The following is a 17,494-nucleotide window of genomic DNA, read 5'->3' as shown; positions in this document are numbered from 1 at the left end:
TTTACAAGCACTGATGAGATTAAAAAGGTAAAAGGCATAGGTGAGGGTATTTACAATAATATCAAAGATGAGATTATTGTAAAGTAAGCTTGCTGTGTTCTGCTGGGAATTTTAGAATTCTTAGTAAATATAAGTAGGAATTCTCTTTGGGAATTCTAGATTAGGAATTTTAGAATTCCTGGGCTTTTTTTTGGGGGGGGGGGTGGTTAGGAATTCTAGTTTAAGAATTCTAAATTAAGAATTCTAGTTTAAAAATTCTAGAATTCCTAGCTTAAATTTAGTTAGAAAACTAGAATTCCTAGTAAATCTAAGTAGGAATTCTCTTTGGGAATTTTAGATTAGGAATTCTAGTTTAGAGAATTCTAGAATTCCTAAGAAAAATTGCTAAGAAAATCTAGAATTCCTAGTAAGTCTAAGTAGGAATTCTAGTTTAGGAATTTTAGATTTTAAAATTATGAAATTTTTATTTTTAATAATACTTAATGTAATATTTGCAAATGCTGCAATGCTGCTTAAAAACTACGATGGCAGAGAGCTTTCTGGCTGGGTGATGAGCCAAAAGTATGATGGCGTGCGAGCCATCTGGGATGGAAAAAAGCTAAAATCACGCCAAGGCAAAGAGTTTTGTGCCCCAAAAAGCTTCATTTCACAGCTGCCGCCTTTTAGCATTGATGGCGAACTCTACGCTGGGCTAGGTGCTTTTGAAAAAACCGCTAGTATCACCGCACGCTGCGATGAGGACTGGGACGAGCTTGAATATCTTATCTTTGATGCGCCCGGAGCCAAGGGCGATTTGCCCACTAGACTAGCACCGCTTAAGGACTTTTTAGCCAAAAATCAAGGCTCGCAAATAAAAATCATAGAACAAATAAAAATAAAAAGTACAAAAGAGGCTTTTGATTATCTAGATAAAATCACAGCAGATGGCGGCGAGGGCGTAGTCGTGCGTGACCCAAATGCGCCTTATAAAGACGGCCGCCAAAGCAGCATAATGAAGCTAAAAAAGTTTTACGACGCTGAGTGTGAGGTGCTTAGCATAAAGCCACGAAAAGATGAAAATAGCGTGGTTGGCTCTGTGGAGTGCAAGGACAGCAAAAATACCTTTAAAATCGGCTCTGGCTTTGGCAGCCTAAAAATCTGCAAAGCATCAGCGCCACAAGAAAACTGCCTTAAAACCGGCGATATCATCACCTACAAATACCAAAATCTAACCAAAAATAAAAAACCTCGCTTTGGAGTGTTTTTGAGAAAAAGAACTGATTTACGCTAAGTTTTATTTGCCAAAGAGTTAGTTTTCTGGGGGCTAGGGGGTGTCTTTTATCTTAGGGAATTTTAGAATTCTCTACTTTGCCATCCCCCAGCCCCTTTGGGGGATCTCTATATGGAATTCTAGAATTTTCGTCATTAAGGGGCGAAGCGAAGCAATCTCTAAGAATTCTAAATTCATCCTTAGGAATTCCAAATTTATTCTTGGGAATTCTAGAATTATGCTCGCTTTAGTGGGGCAAGCCCCTAGCCCCGCAAATTTTATAAGGGCTACGCCCTAACCCTTGGGGCCCTTAAAACCCCCGCTAAAATCTAGAATTCTCTTGCTTTATCTGCGTTTTTGGGGAATTCTAAATTTATCCTTGGGGAATTCTAAATTTTGCTTAAAAGAAACCCCCTAACCCCCAGAAAACTAGAATTTCTGGAGATTGCTTTGGTCGCTTTGCTCTCCCATCAATGACGGAATTTTAAATGAGATCCCCCGATCAAGTCGGGGGATGACACAAGGCATGTTGGGATGACATAAGTAATAAAGGTGGGTGATTTTTATAGAGATTGCTTTGGTCGCTTTGCTCCCTCGCAATGACGGAATTTTAGAATTCCTAGAATTCGCTAAAAGAGCAGCACCAAAAAAACTACTATATCTTACTAAACTCACTTTTTAGTTTGTGTTGCAAGGCATCTGCTAGCATGTCTTTGCCTTGCGAGCGAAGTAGGCCATCAAGGCGGATTAGCACATCGGCGATTTTTTGGCTCCATACTTGCTCAGAGCTATTTGTATTCATTTTAGCGATGTGGCGCAGTTCTCTGCTAAAATCGCCTAAAGATTCTTTTAGACTCTCAGCCGTGCTCTCATCATCTGCGATAAGCTCGATCTCTCTTATAGCTAGGTCGCAAAAATGCTCAAACTCTGCGCTTTTGTTTTGTTTGCCAAAGCCATTTTTGCTTTCTTGTTCATCTATTTCATCGCTAATTTTGTTTATGTTAAAATAAATAAGACTTGAGACCAAAATCACCGCCGCAAGCATCATAAAAAGATTTGAACTATCCATTTTTATCCTTTTTAATGATTATAGTATTTTGGGCTGTTTTAGTCAAGTAAAAAGGGGATTTTGGGGCGAGATTTACTCTAAATAAAATCTCGCTTAAAAGTTTTGCTAGCTTAATTCATAGGTCTTGCTGGGCAGTTTCCGCCTTTGCAATTTGGCATTTTAGCACCCTTCATAAATACCTTGCAAGCAGATGGATAAAACTCCTCGTCCTTGCCAAGCTTAGCCATGTTTTGGCGCATTTCGTATTTGTATTCTTTGCGGAATTTTTTTGCGTCCGCTTCGCTCATGTCCTTTGTAGCATCCATCATCAAAGCTTGTTTTTGCTCGCAGATTTTGCCAAGTTTTTGCATTAGCTCGCTTGCTTGTTTACTTAGCTCAAAGCTTTTTGCCGCCACATCTTTAGCATCAGCACCAAAGGCAAAACTAGCAAGCAAAGCACTTGCAACAATGATTTTTAGATTTTTCATGTTTTCTCCTTTAAAAAATTGAGTGAATTTTAGAGCAAAATTGTGAAATTTAAGTAAAGGAATTCTAGAATTCCTAACAAAATCTAGAATTCCCTAGAAAAGACAGCAAAAAAAAATAAAATAAATTTTAGAATAGGCGTAGTGTGCTTGAACTAAAAAGTCGCCACCGTAGCCGTAGAATACGAAATTCATGGCAAGGCGGCGGTTTTTTAGTTCAAGCACAATCCGTCACTAATAACAATTTAAGCAAACCCTAGTCTTTTTTGCTCATTCTTTTACGCACATTTGGATCAAGATAGCGTTTGCGAACACGGATATTCTCAGGCGTAACCTCTACTAGCTCATCTTCTTCTATCCACTCTAAGGCACGCTCTAGCGTATTTTTGCGTGGTGGAACTAGCTTGATAGCATCATCGCTTCCGCTAGCACGCACATTTGTTAGGTTCTTGCCTTTGATAGGATTTACTTCAAGGTCGTTTGTGCGGCTATGCTCGCCTATTATCATACCCACATAGACCTTATCTTGCGGAGAGCAAAACAGCACGCCTCTATCTTGTAAGTTCCATAGCGAATACGCAAGTGCTACGCCGTTTTCCATGCTTATTAGCGCACCATTGCTGCGGCGTATCTCGCCACTGCTTAGCGGACGAAATTCCAAAAAGCTATGATTCATCACGCCCTCGCCTTTTGTATCAGTTAAAAACTGCGAGCGAAAGCCTATAAGCCCACGAGCTGGGATTTCAAACTCAATTCTAGTTTGCCCATCGCCTGTTGGGTTCATCGCTTTCATCTCAGCCTTTCTTTTGCCAAGTTTTTCAATCACAGTGCCAGTACAATCATCAGGCGCATCAATCACCAAGTGTTCAAAAGGCTCGCATTTAACTCCGTCAATCTCACGCACAATAACCTCAGGTCTACCAAGGCAAAACTCAAAGCCCTCTCTGCGCATATTCTCAGCCAAAATCGTAATCTGTAGCTCACCACGACCGCTTACTTTAAACTTACCTTCGCCCACATTTTCGTATTTCATAGCAATATTTGTTTTCATCTCAGCTTCTAAGCGCTCAGCGATTTTATTGCTAGTTACAAACTTACCCTCAGTTCCAGCCAAAGGCCCGTCATTTACCGCAAAAACTACGCTTAAAGTAGGCTCTTCAATGTGAAGTGGATCTAGTGGGGCAGGGTTAGCAGGATCAACTATACTATCTCCTACATCAAGAGCCTCAAAGCCAGCGATTGCTACTATATCGCCAGTTCCAGCCTCGTTTATCTCAGTTCTCTCTAGCCCCATAAAGCCTATTAGCTTGCTAATTCTGCCAGTTGTCTTTGTGCCATCGGCTTTTGCTAGCATTACATTTGCGCCTTTTGCGATTTTGCCATTAAAAATTCTAGCGATACCGATTTTGCCCACATAGTTATCATAATCCAGCGTGAAAACTTGAAGTTGAAGTGGATTGCTATCAGCCCCGCTTGGTGCTGGCACATGAGAGATAATAGTCTCAAAAAGTGGGATCATATTTTCGTTTGGATCTTCAAGCGCTAGCTTAGCATAGCCGTTTTTAGCAGCTGCGTAGACTACTGGGAATTCTAGTTGCTCATCATTTGCCCCAAGCGCTACAAAAAGATCAAATATTTCATTTACCACTCTATCTGGGTCGCCTGCTGGCTTATCAATTTTATTTACTACCACAATCGGGCGAAGTCCTAGACTAAGAGCTTTTTTAACGACAAACTTAGTCTGCGGCATAACGCCTTCTTGCGCATCAACTAGCAAAAGCACGCCATCAACCATTTTTAGCACACGCTCAACCTCACCGCCAAAATCAGCGTGTCCTGGAGTGTCAATGATGTTTATTTTATAGTCTTTATATCTAATAGCAGTGTTTTTACTTAATATTGTGATTCCACGCTCTTTTTCTATATCATTGCTGTCCATCACGCGCTCTAAGACTTGCTGATGCTCGCTAAAAGTGCCTGATTGTTTTAGCAGCTCATCTACCATTGTAGTTTTGCCGTGGTCGACATGTGCGATAACGGCGATATTGCGAATATTACTCATGAAAATTCCTTGGATATTTTTAAAAGCTCTTATTATAGCTAAAATTTGGAATAATTTTTGCATATAAATCAAAAAAATATTTTTTTGGAGTGAAAAATGCTAAACCTTCAAACCACAGCAAGCTCAAAAAACGAACAAAGCGCAATCCAAAGTGCTACCCAAAAGAAAAACGAAGGTGGCAATGGCGACTTTTTGGGCGCATTGCTAGCTAGTCTAAGCAAAGATACTAGCCACACTAGCTCAAATGTATCAAATGAGAACAAAACCCCACAAAGCAATTCGCAAAACACGCAAAGCACACAAAATTCTAGCCAAAACTCGCCTCAAGCTGAGTTTGGCGAACAAAATAGCCAAAAAATCAGCGAAAATTCTAGCAGCCAAAACTCTAGCGAGCAAGCAATAGGCGATGCAGCGCTAGAAGCAGAAGAAGGCAAAAGCGTGGCACTTAGCGAACTAAGTGCAAGCAAAGGTGACGCAAGCACAGAAAATATGCCAGAGCAAGAAGCTATAAATGATGAAGGTTTTATGCAAGTGCTAAGCGTATTAGAGGGCATTTTTGGCGGTGAGGCACCAAATATCGCAAAAATCAGCTCCAGCCTAGAAAAGTTAATTAGCATAGAAGAAAACCTAGCCAAGCTAAAAGATGTAAAAGATCTAAAAGACCTGCTAAAAATCGCAGAAAAACTAAAACTAGGACTAGAAAAACTAAGCATTACAAACGAGGCTCTAGGCACTCTAAAATCAAAATTTCCAGCACTAGATAAGGCAAATTTCTTTAAGCCTATTGATGTAAGCTTAAATCAAGCTGCCCTTAGCGCAAAAAATGCTAAACCAGCCCAGCCAGTACTGCTAGCTAGCCTGCTTGGTAAAACTGCGCCAAAGAGCATAACTCAGGTGCTAAAAGAAGCCGAACTAGAAGCTACAAAAACCCCAAAAACTGCCCCAAAAGAAAGTGGGCTAAAGGGACTACTTAATGGCGATGATATAAAAACAAAAGCTCCAAAACAAAGCGCAAACGAGATTGCAGAAAAAGTCCAAAATAAAGTAGAGCAAAAATCAGCAGCTACTGATCTAAAAGATCTTTTAAAAAACTCTGAGAAAAGCACAAAAGAGCCAAAAATCGCAGCTATGCTAAATGAGAGCAAAAAAGAGCAAAAAATAGAGCCAAAAATTGCTCCAAGCCCACTGCCAAGCGCACCAAAGGTGGCAAAAAGCGAAGTTGATGAGCTAAAAGCCTTTGATATACAAAACTATCTAAATAGCATTAGCAAAAAGGCGGCCTCTGCGATAGAAACCACCGCTCCAAGCGGTGCTGAGATGCCAGCTGATATGCAAAGCGAACCCAGCGGTGAGAGCCGCCCTAGCTTTGGCGATGCGATAGAAAACCGCCTAAGCGATAATAACTTTAAAGACATGATAACTGCGCTAAAAATGCAAGATAAAATCATCAGCCGTGATATACAACAAAATAGCGTTCGCACCTTTGCTGCCCAAATGGTAGAAAAAATCAGCGAGTTTAAGCCGCCAGTAACTCGCGTAAATCTCCAGCTGCACCCAGCAGAGCTTGGAGAGGTAAATATTACCATGATAGCACGCGCAAACAACCTACATGTAAATGTAACTAGCGCAAATGCGACCATGGCTTTGTTTTTACAAAACCAAGCTGAGTTTAAGGCAAACCTTGTAAATATGGGCTTTAGCGATATACAAATGAGCTTTAGCGACCACAAAGAAGGTAGCAACGCGCAGCATAGCGGCAACAAAGCCAAAAAAAGCTATGAGAGCGACGAAGATGGTGTTATGATAAATGAGTTTGAAGGCAGTGGCGAGAGTACGCTAGAAATCGTCTTACCTAGATATATATAGGAATTCTAGAATTTAAAATTTCTAGGGAATTCTAGATTTTATTTTTTGGAGTTTTAGAATTCTAGAATTTCTAGGGAATTCTAGAATTTATTTTTTGAGATTTTGGAATTCTAGAATTTCTAGGGAATTCTGGAATTTAAAATTTCTAGAATTTGGGTTTTTAAAAAATCTAGAATTTCTAAGGAATTCTAGATTTTAAAATTCCTTGGGAATTCTATAATTTTATTTTTTGGGGTTTTAGAATTCTAGAATTCCTATATTATTACTTTACTCTTGATTCTTTGATTGATAAAAAATATTTAAAAAATAGATTTATAATTTTTGAAGTGGTGACCCCTACGAGACTCGAACTCGTGTTACCGCCGTGAAAGGGCGATGTCCTAACCGCTAGACGAAGGGGCCACAGCGGTTTTAAAAAAGAACTGGAATTATACCAAGTTTTGCTTAAAAATATATAAAATGGAGAAAATATGAAAAAAATGCTGTTTTTTAGGGCTTTTGCGCTTAGTTTTTTTGCGCTATTTTTTATCTCTTGTGCTAGTAAAAATCCAGCGCAAAACAGCGAGCAATATGAGAGTAAGGCTGTGCAAATGCTGATTATTTCGCCACTTGTGCGTATAAATGATGCTGGTTTTATTCACTTTAACAAAAATGCTCTAAAGGTGCAGATTTACTCAGCTGGTGCTGGGCTTTTTGAGCTAAAAATCGCTGAGAAAATCTGTGTAAATAGCACTTGTTACGCTCCAAAAGACTTTAATGTGAAATTTCTAGGCGATATTTACTATGAAAATATTTTAGCTGATGTAATTGCCTCAAAACCACTTTATAATAGAAAACCACAGCCTAATCTTTGTGGCGGATTTAGCCAAAGTTTTGCTGATATTAGCTACGAGGTTTGCGCTGATAAAACAAGTTTTAAAAGCAAAAAAGCAAAAATCGAGTTTAGAGCTAGTAATGATAAAGAATTTTAAAATTTGTGCTAGAATTGCTTAAAAAATTTTAAGGATAAAAGATGAAAGATTTTTTTAGCGCAGAACTTAGAGCACACTTAGAGACCGCAAAGCTAATGGAGGCTTTAAATGATAAAATTAACGAGGCTTGCGCTCTTGTAGCAAATACGCTAAAAAGCGGTGGCAAGGTGCTAATTTGCGGAAATGGTGGCAGCGCAGCTGATGCCCAGCACTTCGCAGCCGAGCTAACTGGCAGATACAAAACCGAGCGAACCCCTTTGTCAGCAATTGCCCTTAGCACCGATACTAGCGCACTTACAGCTATCGGCAATGACTATGGCTTTGATATGGTTTTTGAAAGGCAAACTCTAGCCTTGTGTGCTAAAAATGACTTGCTAATAGGCATCTCAACTAGCGGAAATAGCGCAAATGTTGTAGGGGCCATAAACGCAGCCAAAAAAATCGGCGCAAAAACCCTTGGTCTGCTCGGCCGTGATGGTGGCGAGCTAGGCAGGCTGTGCGAGTGCTCTATTATCATCCCAGCCAGCGATACTGCGCGCATTCAAGAGATGCATATTTTGGTAATTCATACGCTGTGTATGGCGACAGATGAGGCGTATAAATAAGGCATTTGCCTTTTTATAGGCTCATTTTGCGGAGGCTTTTTACTGCTGCGCACTTGGTGAATTTATTATTTTATCTTCGGCGTGCGACAGGCGCGTGAGAGCAAAAATCGCCTCGCAATTTTAGAGCCGTTTTAGAGCCAGAGTTGTAAAGACTGACAAATTCTAGGGAATTCTAGAATTTACTTTAAAATTTACTAGGAATTCTAGATTTTATTTTAAATTTTACTAGGAATTCTAGATTTTATTTTAAAATTTAGTAGGGAATTCTAGAATTCCCTAGAAATTATCAAAAAATTTACCTTTCTAAATTAAAATTATTCTTAAAAAAAAGGTTATTTGTGAAAATTTGTTATCATAAGGTATTATTTGCGCTTGCGGCGTATTTGTGTGCTTTAAACTTTGTGTTTTTTGCTGCTGTTTTGGACGGGCTTAAAAAGGCTGAAGATCCCGTGCTTTTGGGCTTTACTATCTTTGCTGGGGTGTTTTTTATCTTACTTTCTACGCTTTATGTTCTCGCACCTCCAAGGCTTATTAAAATCACAGGTTCATTTTTTATCGCAGTAAGTGCTTTTAGTGCGTATTTTATGTATAATTATGGCGCCTTGCTAAACCAAGACATGATGATAACAGTGCTAGAAACTGATAATAAAGAAGCCTTCAGCTACCTAAACTTCAAGCTTATTTTATGGACGCTTTTTTTGGTAATTTTGCCAATAGGGCTTTTAATAGCCCTAAAAATAGAGTATAAAAAAGGCATTAAAACAGCGTTTTTACGGGGCTTTTGTGGCTTTGTGCTTAGCCTTAGTTTTGCTGGCGTGCTTGTGCTTTTAAACTCTCAAAGCGTAATTCCATTTTTCCGCAACAACTCAAATCTAAAAAAGCTTCATTTGCCGTATTATCCGATTATTTCTTTTGCTAGGGCGCTAAATTCAAAACTAAGTCCGCCAAAGCCACTTGAAATGATAGCCGCAGACGCTACTAGAATTCCAAATGATGCTAGCAAGCCAAAACTACTAGTTTTTGTGCTTGGCGAGACTGCAAGAGCAGCAAGTTATAGCGCGCTAGGATATAGCAAAAACGACACAAACGCCTACACAAAGCCTTTTGTAGCTGCTAATAAAGCGGCGTATTTTGAGGCTCTTTCTTGCGGGACGCTAACTGCTGTTTCTGTGCCGTGTATGTTTTCTCATATGCCAAGAGTGGCTTACGATGATGATATAAATGCGCAAAATGCTATTGACTTTTTGGCTAGTACAGGCGTGGATGTGAGCTGGTATGGCAATAATAACGGCGGCTGTAAAGGCGTGTGTAATAGAGTGCCGTGGCTGTATTTTGGCAAGGAATTTGATGATATTTTAATCACTGCGCTAAAAAATCAGCTCTCTAACTATGAAAATCAGCCAAAAGACGCTATAATCGTGCTTCATGTCCTTGGCTCGCACGGACCTACCTACTATCAGCGCTATCCAAATGAGATGAAAAAATTCACGCCAACTTGCGATACAAGCGATTTGGCAAAATGTAGTAGCGATGAGATAATAAACACTTATGATAACACGATTTTATACACTGATTATTTAATCAGCGAGTTTATAGCTGAGCTTGAAAAAAACGAGAGCTTTGAGGGCTCGCTTATTTATATTAGCGACCACGGTGAGAGTCTTGGTGAAAATGGCATTTATTTACACGGACTGCCTTATGCTATCGCTCCTGATGAGCAAACGCATGTGCCGCTCATGTTTTATAGCAAAAATGCTGATTTGATGAGTAGGATTAAAAAAGGTGTGAGTTTTAGCCAAGATAATATTTTTCACACCTTGCTAGGGCATTTTGGCGTTTCTAGCAAATACTATGACAAAAATCTTGATATGTTTGAAAGATAGGCTTAGCAAATTCTAGAATTCCTAAGGCAAAATCTAGAATTCCTAGTAGGAATTCTAGATTTATTCTGCTTCAATTTTAAAATTTTGCTATAATTCAAATCTTTAAAAAAAGATTTTAGGTTAAAAATGGGTTTTTATGATTTTCGCTGGGTGATGAGTCTTTTTGGCACAGCTGTTGGGGCTGGGATACTCTTTTTGCCTATCAAGACTGGGGTAAGTGGCATTTATCCAGTGTTTTTTATGATGATTATTGCCTTGCCGATGGTGTATTTTAGCCACTGGGGGCTTTGTAGATATTGCTTTGGGCACAAGGGCGATATCAGCGATGTAAGCCGTGAGTACTACGGGGCTAAGGTCGGTTTTTTCATTACTGCGCTTTACTTTTTTGCCTTTTTGCCAGCTTGTGTGATGTATGGCGTGGGCATTACAAATACCATAATCTCTTTTGCGCAAAATCAGCTTGGTATGATGGATATTTCACGCGCCCTTGTGGTTTTTGCGCTTATTTCTTTTCTTATGCTTGTAATGGTGCTAAAAGAAGATTTGGTAATTAGGGTTTGTGAGGCGCTAGTTTATCCGCTGTGCGTGATACTGCTAGTTTTTTCACTGTATTTGATACAGTTTTGGGATTTTGGCGTTTTTAGTGTAGAGTTTAGTTGGAGTGATTTTTTGCTTACTTGCTTTTTTGCCCTGCCGATTTTGGCTTTTGCTTTTGAGCATACGCCAGCAGTTTCAACCTTTGCTAGTTCTATGCGGCGCAGATACGGCGAGGATAAGGGCATAGAAAAAGCCAAAAAAGTGCTGTTTTTAAACTCTATTTTGCTACTTTTTTTCATAATGTTTTTTGTTTTTTCTTCGCTCATGTGTTTGAGTAGCGATGATTTAGCCAAGGCAAAAGAGCTAAATATTTCAGTAGTTAGCTACTTTGCTATCAAGCTTAATAATGATTTTATAGGATATAGTGCGCCTGTGATTGCCTTTTTGGCGATTGCTACTAGCTTTTTTGGACATTATTTTGGTGCTAGGGAGGGCTTTTGTGGACTTGTGGATAAAGGCTGCGAGCTAGCGGGGAAACCTGCACCAAAGCCAAAGACTCTAAGTAGATTTTGCGATTTGCTTTTTTATGTTTTGATGCTGGTTTGTTCGTATCTAAACCCTAGCATTATTGGGATAATTGATAATCTAACTGGTCCTATTATTGCTGGGATTTTGTTTTTGTTGCCGGTAATTGGCTTTTATAGCGTGCCTAGTTTGAAAAAATACCGCAATATTTGGGCGGATGCTTTTATTTTCATTTTTGGGGCGGTTACGATTTGTACTGTTGGCTTTAATGTAATTAAAGATTTTTTCTAGGGAATTCTAGAATTTTTTCTAGGGAATTCTAGAATTCCTACGAGCAAATTCTAGAATTCCTAGGTAGGAATTCTAGAATTCCTAAAACTAAATTTAAAAAGGATTTATTGTGAAATATTTTTATTCATCATTTGCAATTTCACTTGTGGGTGTTGGGGCTGTGTGGTATTTTGCTGGGATTGCTGGGGCGTATATTTGCGCCTTGCTTGCCATCTTAGAAATTAGCCTTAGCTTTGATAATGCTGTGGTAAATGCTAAGGTGCTAGGCGGCATGGACGAGGTGTGGAGAAGGCGTTTTATCATCTGGGGTATACCTATAGCAGTTTTTGGTATGCGTTTTGCCTTTCCTATTATTATCGTTAGCGTGGCTGCTGGTATAAGTCTGCTTGAGACATTAAACATTGCTATAAACGATATAGCCGCTTACCACGAGCATTTAGAAGCTAACAAAATGGAGATTTATACCTTTGGTGGGGCGTTTTTGCTTATGGTGGCTTTGGAGTTTTTCTTTGCTGGGCGTAGCATTCGCTGGATACCGCTAATTGAGAGTAATAAAGTAATGCTAGCACTAAGTAGAGCAAAAAATGCTAGCGTGTTTGTGGCGATTTTGCTTGGTGTTTTTATCGTGTATTTTGTGGGGCAGATAAGCTGTGCTATTGCGTATTTTGCTGCGATTTTGGCACATATGAGCTTAGGAATTTTGTCTGAGTGGCTAGGTGGGGACGAGTCTAGTGCAAATGAAAGTGCGGCTAGAACAGGGCTTGCTGGGTTTTTGTATCTAGAGACCTTGGATGCGTCATTTAGCTTTGATGGTGTTATAGGCGCATTTGCGATGAGTAATAATGTATTTATTATTATGATCGGTCTTGGTATAGGCGCATTTTTTGTTAGAGCACTTACGCTGTATATGGTAGAAAAAGGCACTTTAAGCGAGTTTAGATTTTTAGAGCATGGGGCGCATTATGCGATTTTAGCCCTTGCTATAATAATGTTTATAAATCTCTTTAGTGAAGTGGGCGAGATCATTACAGGCACGCTTAGCTTTGCGCTTATTGTGCTTGCGTTTTTACACTCAGTTTTGCTAAATAAAAAAGAAAAAAATGTTTGAAAACTCTTTGTTTGGGGCTGAGATTTTAGGGCGTATTTGTGGGATTGACGAGGCTGGGCGTGGTGCCTTGGCTGGAGAGCTAGCTGTGGCAGGATGCGCTTTTGGGGATGGTTTTAGCGAGTTTGGCTTGCTTGATGATTCTAAGAAAATAAGCGAGAAAAAACGAGAAGAAATCTTTGATATAATCACGAAGGAATGCGATTATATCGTGGTTTATTTTAGAAATACTATTATTGATGAGCTAGGGCTTTCAGCCTGCCTTGCAAGAGCTCTAAGGGTGATAAAGGCACATTTTAAAGACTGCTCTTTTATCTACGATGGTAATTGTAACTACGGCGTAAGCGGCATCTCCACGCTAGTAAAGGCTGATAGCAAGGTAGCACAAGTCTCAGCTGCTAGCATAATCGCAAAGGTAAGCCGTGACCGCTCTATGAGGGCTTGGGGGCAAAAATACCCTGAGTTTGGCTATGAAATCCACAAAGGCTATGGCACAAAAGCACACCAAGACGCCTTAGCAAAATACGGCGCAAACGAGCTAACTAGAAAAAGCTTTAAGCTAAAAGGGAATTCTAGAATTCCGTAAAAGAGAATTCCGTAAAACTGGAATTCCGTAAAAAAGAGAATAAATGCTAAAATTTTTATATGAAAATCAGCCAAAAGAGCGTAGCTTTATCCCACGAAAGCTTGAAATAAAAAGTGCTAAGACCTTGCTTTTTGGCTCTATTTTAAGTGGTAAAACTAGCCTAGGGCTTAAGTGGTGCAGTGAGCGTAAAAATGCTTTTTACATTGATGCTAGCGACTTGCGCTATAATATTGATTTTAAAGCACTTTGCGAGTTTGTGCGCCAGCAAAATATAAGCGCACTTTGCGTGGATAATCTTAAAGTAAATCCTGAAATTTTGCCAGATTGTGATGAGATTTTGCTAATTTCTAGGCAAAAAAGCCTTAAAATCGCTGGTTTTGAGAGCGTTTTGCTTAGTGGGCTTGATTTTGAAGAGTTCATTGCTTTTAGCAAAAATAGCGATGAAAGCACGGCATTTGCGGCTTTTATGAGTAGTGGGAATTCCCTGCCAACTGCGCTTAGCAGAGAGCTTTTGGCTTACTCAGTTTTTGCAAATACTAGCGAGCTTGGCTTAAAAGCACTTAGCGCAAATTGCTTGTATGAGAGCCTAAACTTTAATGTAATAGCTGTTTTTAGAGAGCTTAAAGAAAAGAGTAAACTTAGCAAAAACGCTCTTTATAGCGAGTTTGAAGCCTTAGAAGATAAAGGAATAATCGCTTTTGCTAGAAATTATGATGAGAATTCTAGATTTAAGCGTATGTATTTTTGTGATTTTGCTTTGCGCAAGCTTTTTGTGCTTGGCAAAAATCCTAGAAAAATCATTGAAAATATGGTATTTTGCGAGCTTGCAAAAACTGGAGAGCAGGTTTATTTTAAAGGCGAGTTTGATTTTTACTTGCCTAAAAGTAGGGCTGGAGTGTTAGTTTTGCCGTTTTTGCCACCTGAGCTAGCACTTCTAAGGGCAAAAAAACTAGCAAACGATGAAATAAAAGAAATAATAATAATCTCAAACGCCACAGCAAAAAGCGGGAACCTAAGCTCTTGCGTAGTGCGTTTTATGAGCTTTGCCACCTTTGCTGTGGGGTATTTGGAGTAGCAAGAATACTAATCTTTTTTATCATACAGCACCAAAACTTGATTATCAATTAAACATTTTATTATTTTGTAATCCGGAAAAGCTGTCACTAAATTATGAGCTGCTATCCCTAGTGCTGTAAAAAGTCCTGTCACTTGCGTTATACCAGTAGGTATTAAAGCTGCTGCCATACCCAAAGAACGATTAGAGGTATAAACTCTGCATCTAAAACCAGCTGTCTCAACCATCCCTTCAATTATTCCAGCTACTGTAGATGTATTGTTAGCTCCAACTACACAAAAAGATTTTTTTGCTTTAATCATTTCCTTTATCTTTTCTTTTTCCTCCACTGAAACCTTTGGTAAAAGTGAATTTTCGCTATTTAGCATTTATACTCCTTTTTTTTAAATTGCAGCAGAATTTTATCTAGTAAAACCTTATATAAAAATTAAAAAATATAATATTTCTTATTTTTTATCTAAAAAAGAATAAATATTATGCTGTTAGCTTTTAAATTGCTTTTGTTTATATTTCGCTAAAAATTGTGAGTGAAAAATGACAAAACGAGATATAGCAGGATACCTTGGTGTAGATGTACAGACCCTAAGAAACTGGCGAAAAACTAGACCAAATTTGTATAAAACCATAATGCTTGGACTTGAAGTAGAAAATATAATTAAAGAAAACAAAGAACACTTAGAAAGGCTAGAGAAGCTAAAAAATCAAAACAACTATAATTAAAGAAATTTAAGTTAAACTTAGTTACAATTTGCATTTTAAAAAACTTAAGGAATTCTAAATGAAAAGAAAAAAGATTTACAATCCAGCAAGCACAGAGAGCCTTAGCGAACGCAAGGTATTTAACGGCAATCCACACGGAATTCTAAATTTCACAAAGGCAAAATACGAGTGGGCGCTAAAACTTTGGGATCTAATGGAGGCAAACACTTGGTTTCCAAAAGAAGTAGATACCACTGATGATGTGCGAGACTACGCCTTTAATCTCACAGCGCATGAAAAACGCATGTATGATCTAGTGTGGAGCCAGCTTATTTCTATGGATAGCTTTCAGACAAACAACCTAGCTGATAATATAAATCCTTATATCACAGCCCCTGAGATAAATGCGATTTTGGCTCGCCAAGCCTACGAAGAGGCAAATCACAGCAAATCATACGCTGTAATGGTAGAGGCAATCTGCGATAATACCGATCTAATTTATGAAATGGAAAAGCACGATGAGGTTTTGCGCCGTAAAAATGACTATATTTCAAGCGTTTATGAAGAGCTAGCAGGCGAGGTAACTGATGAAAAGCTACTTTTAGCAATGGTGGCAAATCAAATTTTAGAAGGAATTTATTTTTACAGCGGATTTTCTGCTATTTACGCGCTTGCAAGGGCAGGCAAAATGCTAGGTTCTGCGCAAATGATACGCTTTATCCAAAGAGATGAGATTACGCATCTACTGCTTTTTCAAAACATGATAAATAGCGTGAGAAAAGAACGCCCTGAGCTATTTACCGATGAACTTTGCGAGAAAATCTATGATATGTTTAGAAAAGCTGGTGAGCTAGAAATCGAGTGGGGCAAATACATAACTCAAAACCAAATCATGGGCTTAACTGATGAAATAATCACAGAATACATCCACTACCTAGTAGATAACCGCCTAACATCAATAGGGCTAAAAAAACTTTATGATGCTAAGCATCCTATTAAATGGGTGGATGATTTTAGTAAATTTAACGATCAAAAAAGCAACTTTTTTGAAAGCAAGGTTACAAATTACAGCAAAGGTAGCCTAAGTTTTGATGATTTTTAAAAAAATATATAAAAATAGCTAAAATTAAGTTTGTTTTTAGCTTTAAAAAAATAAAAGTGTGATATAATGCGCTTTTGCAATTCTAAACAAAGGTAAAACAATGAAAAAATTAGTTTTCTTGTCTGCGGTTTTCGCAGCTATTTTCATGGCTGGTTGTAGCTCAAAAGCTCCAACTACAACTACAAACAACGATATGTATAGCAAAGACATGGCTAGCATTATCAACGGAATTAACAGCAGAGTTCAAAATATCTATTTTGACTTTGATAAGTTCAACATCCGTGCTGACCAACAAGGCGCACTAAATAGCAATGCTGCTCTATTCAATAGTGGCGATGCAATGGGTCTTCGTGTTCTTGTAGAGGGTAACTGCGATGAGTGGGGTTCTGATGAGTATAACTACGCTCTTGGCGTAAAACGCGCTAAAACTGCAAAAGATGCTCTAGTAGCTCAAGGCGTAAGCGAGAGTCGCATCGAAATCGCTTCAAATGGCGAGAGCAAACCAGTTTGCACTGAGCGTTCAAAAGCTTGCGATGCTCAAAATCGTCGCGACGAATTTAGAGTAATGCAATAAGCTCTAAAAAGAGATAATTGATGAAATTTCATCTTATCTTGCTAGCCCTGCTAGGGGCTAGCTCTCTTTTTGGCGCAGAAACTTCAGCTTTTAAAAGCAAGACCGCCCAAAATGAAGCTATATCAAATGCTCAGTCTGATATAGTAGACGCTAAGCAAAATATCGAAGGCTTACAAAGCGTAGTAGGTGGACTAAGCGAAGCTAATCAAAAACTAAGTATCAGAATAGGTGATGTAGAAAGTGCTCTAAAAGACGATATCAGCGTCCAAATAGAACAAATCAAAAAAAGCCAAGCAGAACAAAGCGAAAAGCTTGATAAGCTAACCGAGGCTGTAAAAGCACTAGGTGCTGCTATGGGAACTAAGACAAAAACCGAAAAAACTGATAAAAAAAGAGATAGCAAGCAAGAAGAGAAAAAAAGCTCTAAAGAACAAACAAAATCTGTAGCAAAAGAAAATGCCCCAGATATAACTAAAATTGAGCCAAAAGCCGTTTTAGACCTTGCTGATAAAGCTTACAAAGATAAAAAGTATAGCGATGCAAAAAAAGCCTTTGCCTTGCTTTTAGATAAAAACTATAAGCCAGCCTATGCTAACTTTATGCTAGGCGAAATCGCTTACCATTCAAAACAATACGCTGATGCTATTCCTTATTACAGAGCTAGTGTGAATCTATATGATAAAGGCAACTATATGCCAAAACTACTTTATCACACTGCAATTAGCTGTGATAAAATCGGCGATACTGCAAACGCAAATAAGTTTTACGCTGCGCTAAAACAAGCCTATCCAGATAGCGCTGAGGCAAAAGTAGCGCCAACTCGCAATTAAG

The 17,494-nt window shown here is 38.8% G+C and carries 17 protein-coding genes and 1 tRNA gene; 13 read left to right on the top strand and 5 right to left on the bottom strand.

Annotated elements, in window-relative coordinates:
* Positions 1-454: 454 nt before the first annotated feature.
* Positions 455-1,270 carry a DNA ligase gene (locus PTQ34_RS07105; RefSeq protein ID WP_273932861.1) on the top strand — a complete coding sequence of 272 codons (816 nt, stop codon included), beginning with the start codon at positions 455-457 and terminating at the stop codon, positions 1,268-1,270.
* Between the two features lie 634 nt (positions 1,271-1,904).
* Here PTQ34_RS07105 and PTQ34_RS07100 read toward each other — a convergent pair.
* From PTQ34_RS07100 to typA, 3 genes are all read right to left on the bottom strand, one after another.
* A complete protein-coding gene (locus PTQ34_RS07100; protein WP_273932860.1) occupies positions 1,905-2,318 on the bottom strand; it encodes a hypothetical protein in 414 nt (137 codons plus the stop codon).
* A gap of 110 nt (positions 2,319-2,428) precedes the next feature.
* The gene (locus PTQ34_RS07095; RefSeq protein ID WP_273932859.1) at positions 2,429-2,785 is read right to left on the bottom strand and encodes a hypothetical protein; all 357 of its coding nucleotides are present in this window, start codon (positions 2,783-2,785) and stop codon (positions 2,429-2,431) included.
* Positions 2,786-3,038: 253 nt separating this feature from the next.
* The gene (gene typA, locus PTQ34_RS07090; RefSeq protein ID WP_273930383.1) at positions 3,039-4,844 is read right to left on the bottom strand and encodes a translational GTPase TypA; all 1,806 of its coding nucleotides are present in this window, start codon (positions 4,842-4,844) and stop codon (positions 3,039-3,041) included.
* Positions 4,845-4,940: 96 nt separating this feature from the next.
* Between typA and fliK the strand changes: the two genes are divergently transcribed.
* On the top strand, positions 4,941-6,710 hold the full coding sequence (gene fliK, locus PTQ34_RS07085; RefSeq protein WP_273932858.1) for a flagellar hook-length control protein FliK: 1,770 nt from the start codon (positions 4,941-4,943) through the stop codon (positions 6,708-6,710).
* Positions 6,711-7,037: 327 nt separating this feature from the next.
* Here the strand turns inward: fliK and PTQ34_RS07080 are convergent.
* Positions 7,038-7,112 (bottom strand) — tRNA-Glu (locus PTQ34_RS07080).
* A 68-nt stretch (positions 7,113-7,180) separates the two neighbouring features.
* Between PTQ34_RS07080 and PTQ34_RS07075 the strand changes: the two genes are divergently transcribed.
* The 7 genes from PTQ34_RS07075 to PTQ34_RS07045 all read left to right on the top strand — a co-directional run bounded on the left by PTQ34_RS07075 (position 7,181) and on the right by PTQ34_RS07045 (position 14,288).
* A complete protein-coding gene (locus tag PTQ34_RS07075) occupies positions 7,181-7,681 on the top strand; it encodes a hypothetical protein (protein ID WP_273932857.1) in 501 nt (166 codons plus the stop codon).
* Between the two features lie 41 nt (positions 7,682-7,722).
* Positions 7,723-8,286 carry a D-sedoheptulose 7-phosphate isomerase gene (gene gmhA / locus PTQ34_RS07070; protein WP_404814920.1) on the top strand — a complete coding sequence of 188 codons (564 nt, stop codon included), beginning with the start codon at positions 7,723-7,725 and terminating at the stop codon, positions 8,284-8,286.
* A 338-nt stretch (positions 8,287-8,624) separates the two neighbouring features.
* Positions 8,625-10,169 (top strand): phosphoethanolamine transferase, encoded by a 1,545-nt coding sequence (locus PTQ34_RS07065; RefSeq protein WP_273932856.1) that lies wholly within the window; start codon positions 8,625-8,627, stop codon positions 10,167-10,169.
* 126 nt (positions 10,170-10,295) lie between these two features.
* The gene (locus tag PTQ34_RS07060; protein WP_273932854.1) at positions 10,296-11,522 is read left to right on the top strand and encodes an amino acid permease; all 1,227 of its coding nucleotides are present in this window, start codon (positions 10,296-10,298) and stop codon (positions 11,520-11,522) included.
* 109 nt (positions 11,523-11,631) lie between these two features.
* Positions 11,632-12,630, top strand: a complete 999-nt coding sequence (locus PTQ34_RS07055) for a DUF475 domain-containing protein (RefSeq protein WP_273932852.1) — start codon at positions 11,632-11,634, stop codon at positions 12,628-12,630.
* Entirely contained in the window at positions 12,623-13,213 is a 591-nt protein-coding gene (locus PTQ34_RS07050; RefSeq protein WP_273932850.1) for a ribonuclease HII, read from the top strand. Before PTQ34_RS07055 ends, PTQ34_RS07050 begins: the two co-directional genes overlap by 8 nt.
* A gap of 43 nt (positions 13,214-13,256) precedes the next feature.
* On the top strand, positions 13,257-14,288 hold the full coding sequence (locus tag PTQ34_RS07045; protein ID WP_273932848.1) for an ATP-binding protein: 1,032 nt from the start codon (positions 13,257-13,259) through the stop codon (positions 14,286-14,288).
* Positions 14,289-14,296: 8 nt separating this feature from the next.
* On the opposite strand, the gene PTQ34_RS07040 is transcribed toward PTQ34_RS07045, so the two are convergent.
* A complete protein-coding gene (locus tag PTQ34_RS07040) occupies positions 14,297-14,656 on the bottom strand; it encodes a hypothetical protein (RefSeq protein ID WP_273932846.1) in 360 nt (119 codons plus the stop codon).
* Between the two features lie 166 nt (positions 14,657-14,822).
* Between PTQ34_RS07040 and PTQ34_RS07035 the strand changes: the two genes are divergently transcribed.
* The 4 genes from PTQ34_RS07035 (at position 14,823) to PTQ34_RS07020 (ending at position 17,493) form a co-directional block, all read left to right on the top strand.
* Positions 14,823-15,008: a helix-turn-helix domain-containing protein gene (locus PTQ34_RS07035; RefSeq protein ID WP_273932845.1), complete on the top strand. Its 186-nt coding sequence runs from the start codon at positions 14,823-14,825 to the stop codon at positions 15,006-15,008.
* 58 nt (positions 15,009-15,066) lie between these two features.
* Positions 15,067-16,089, top strand: coding sequence for a ribonucleotide-diphosphate reductase subunit beta (locus PTQ34_RS07030; RefSeq protein ID WP_273930372.1), 1,023 nt, complete (start codon positions 15,067-15,069; stop codon positions 16,087-16,089).
* A gap of 100 nt (positions 16,090-16,189) precedes the next feature.
* Positions 16,190-16,663 (top strand): OmpA family protein, encoded by a 474-nt coding sequence (locus PTQ34_RS07025; protein WP_273932843.1) that lies wholly within the window; start codon positions 16,190-16,192, stop codon positions 16,661-16,663.
* Between the two features lie 20 nt (positions 16,664-16,683).
* Complete coding sequence (locus PTQ34_RS07020; RefSeq protein ID WP_273932841.1) at positions 16,684-17,493, top strand: tetratricopeptide repeat protein; 810 nt, start codon at positions 16,684-16,686, stop codon at positions 17,491-17,493.
* Position 17,494: the final 1 nt, after the last annotated feature.

The sequence above is a fragment of the Campylobacter magnus genome (assembly GCF_028649595.1).
In the GTDB taxonomy this organism is placed as follows: Bacteria; Campylobacterota; Campylobacteria; order Campylobacterales; family Campylobacteraceae; genus Campylobacter; species Campylobacter magnus.
This window is presented reverse-complemented; position numbering and strand designations above follow the sequence as displayed.